This window comes from Sivoneniella epilithica UHCC 1019 (assembly GCF_040830845.1).
Taxonomy (GTDB): domain Bacteria; phylum Cyanobacteriota; class Cyanobacteriia; order Leptolyngbyales; family Leptolyngbyaceae; genus ULC077BIN1.
In genome coordinates this window covers 1-1634 of sequence record NZ_JBFPDP010000109.1, presented here as the reverse complement: position 1 = coordinate 1634, position 1634 = coordinate 1, and the positions used below count along the sequence as shown (strand labels likewise).

Annotated in this window: 2 protein-coding genes; both read left to right on the top strand. The window is 50.0% G+C overall.

Features of this window, described 5'->3' with window-relative positions; genetic code table 11:
- Positions 1–192 (top strand): hypothetical protein (locus AB3R30_RS26835; RefSeq protein WP_458652262.1); only part of this gene is annotated, 192 nt, incomplete at its 5' end.
- Positions 189–1634 (top strand): hypothetical protein (locus AB3R30_RS26830; RefSeq protein WP_458652261.1); only part of this gene is annotated, 1446 nt, incomplete at its 3' end. The genes AB3R30_RS26835 and AB3R30_RS26830, both read left to right, overlap by 4 nt.

Sequence of the window (1634 nt, the reverse complement as noted above, 5' to 3'; positions counted from 1 at the left end):
TGCCGATCGCTCAACCTTGAGATCCGGACCAGCATCGACGACAAACATTTTGCATCATTACATTGCCTAGACTGCGATCGCTTCATTAGGAATCTGACTCAGCCCCAGGCGCAATCATTTGGGCGGCATTTGCCCAAGCCACAGCAGCAGCCACCTCAGCAGCTTTCTTTGTTAGAAGGGGGACAGTCATGAGCGCTATTTTCTCCTTCAAGCGTGGTAATCCTTGCCCCATCTGCAACTCCGAGAATGGCGGCTGTAAGCAGTCTGATGACTTAATCCTGTGCATGAACGATCGCGCTGACGTACCAGGCTATCGCTGTATTGGACAATCTAAAGATGGGGGGTGGGGTAAATTTCTACCCACTGACCTACTAGATGCCCAAGACGATGATCGGCGGCGTGAGTGGCAAGAGCAGCGCGAACAGAAACACATCCAACAACAGCATGACTGGGAAGCAAGACAAGCTGTTGCACTCACCGCAGATGAGCGCGATAAAGCCTATCGGCAGTTACTATCAGAGCTAACCCTTCACCCAAGCGATCGCGCTGACTTGACCAGGCGTGGACTAACTGACGCACAAATAGAGCAGCAGGGCTTTAAGTCGGTAGAGCAATGGCAATCCGCCCACAATGCCCCATTAAATCTACCCGGCGTTTTGCCACATGGCAGCCTGAACATTCCTGAACCCGGCTACCTTTGCCCCATTACCGATATTCACGGGCGGATCATTGGCTGCCAGGTGAGATCACGTGATCCACAGGCAGAACGTAAATACTATTGGCTATCGAGCTACTCTGAAGAAAAGCGTCCAATGGGTCAAACAGCCCATCTAAAGGGTACTGATGAAAATCCGCTACTATCCTTAGGCAACTTTGCCAATGCCCCTAGAATCGCTTTGTGTGAGGGAACAGGCGCGAAACCATTGATCGCCCATCATCGGTTAGTTTCGCCTGTGATTGGGGCGGCGGGTGGCAATTTTGCCAGTAGTAGCTCTCAAATCTTAGAAGCGATCGCCCTTGCTCCTAATGCCGACTGGGTTCTTTATGCCGATGCTGGTAGTCGCAACAATCCAAACATTGTGCGGCAATATTCAGCGATTGTAGAACTGTTGCATGAACACGGGCGATCGCTACTGATTGCCGATTGGGGGCAATGGGACGATAAAGCGGCTGGTGACATTGACGAGATCCAAAACTACTCGCACATTCAGCTAAAGCCCTTCTCTGAATTCACCAGAGCAAAAGGCTTTGCGCCACAGCAAGAAGCTGTGAACCCAGAAATAGCCGAACGAGATCATGCGATCGCCAACCGTCAACAGCAACTTCGTAATAATTACTGGGGTAACTTACAGAAGGATTTTCGGCTGAGTCCATCTAAAAGTCGCACGATCAAAATCTATGAAGGCTATGCCCCAACGTTTCCACTCAACACAAAAACTGTCCTGCTACGCGGAGGATTAGGCAGCGGCAAAACAGAAGCAACCATGCAATCGCTATTGCCGCATAAAGATAAACAAATTCTTTGGATCGTTAATAGAAACGGATTGGGACGGCAAACAGCAGAGCGGCTGCATAAGTTAGGTTTTGAAGCGGTCTATCACTTTCAAGACAACCCCGGTTTATACCGTGAAATG